Raw genomic sequence first — 1,108 nt, 5'->3', positions numbered from 1 at the left:
GCCTTCGGGACAGAGGAGACAGGTGGTGCATGGTTGTCGTCAGCTCGTGTCGTGAGATGTTGGGTTAAGTCCCGCAACGAGCGCAACCCTTGATCTTAGTTGCCAGCAGGTGAAGCTGGGCACTCTAGGATGACTGCCGGTGACAAACCGGAGGAAGGTGGGGATGACGTCAAATCATCATGCCCCTTATGACCTGGGCTACACACGTACTACAATGGCCGATACAACGGGAAGCGAAACCGCGAGGTGGAGCCAATCCTATCAAAGTCGGTCTCAGTTCGGATTGCAGGCTGCAACTCGCCTGCATGAAGTCGGAATTGCTAGTAATCGCGGATCAGCATGCCGCGGTGAATACGTTCCCGGGTCTTGTACACACCGCCCGTCACACCACGAGAGTTTACAACACCCGAAGCCGGTGGGGTAACCGCAAGGAGCCAGCCGTCGAAGGTGGGGTAGATGATTGGGGTGAAGTCGTAACAAGGTAGCCGTATCGGAAGGTGCGGCTGGATCACCTCCTTTCTAAGGAAATACCTAATCCCGATGAGGATTAGATAAATGTGCGGATTAACGGCGCTTAGGCGTCAGACGTGAAAACCATTTGTTCAGTTTTGATGGAATTTGTTAGGGGCCATAGCTCAGCTGGGAGAGCGCCTGCCTTGCAAGCAGGAGGTCAGCGGTTCGATCCCGCTTGGCTCCACCAATAAAACCATCAGCGTTTCTTCTCTTCTAAAGTTTATCTTTAGATTAGAACAAACAAAACTTGCACCTTGAAAACTGGATAGCGAAAGCAAAGAACGAAACATCCTTTAGCGAGAAATATCGCAGGAAGGCAAAGTAAGGAAAGAACTTGAGTTTGATCTTGCCCTTTGTCTGAGCTGCAAGCGAAAGTGTGATCGAATTAGATGGACTTTTGGTAGTTCTTCTCGATATCGGACAGGCAACTGTACGAGGAGAGTAGGGACGGACAACGGCCGGCTAATCGAGCATACTGGAGCATCTGGTTAAGCTAATAAGAGCGCACGGAGGATGCCTAGGCACTAGGAGCCGAAGAAGGACGTGGCGAACAACGATACTGCCTCGGGGAGCCGTAAGCAGGCTTTGATCCGGG

1 tRNA gene and 2 rRNA genes are annotated in these 1,108 nt (G+C 51.8%); all 3 read left to right on the top strand.

The features are described 5' to 3' along the window. Nucleotides 1-519: ribosomal RNA gene (locus AC50Y5_RS32730) — 16S ribosomal RNA — on the top strand; the annotation flags it as partial. Nucleotides 520-624: 105 nt separating this feature from the next. Then, a tRNA-Ala gene (locus tag AC50Y5_RS32725) sits at nt 625-700 on the top strand. 299 nt (nt 701-999) lie between these two features. Then, nucleotides 1,000-1,108 (top strand): 23S ribosomal RNA (locus AC50Y5_RS32720); the annotation flags it as partial.

Source organism: Paenibacillus sp. JT22N7 (assembly GCF_059383875.1).
Note: the sequence above shows the minus strand (reverse complement) of the source record. Positions and strands in the feature narration are given on the sequence as shown.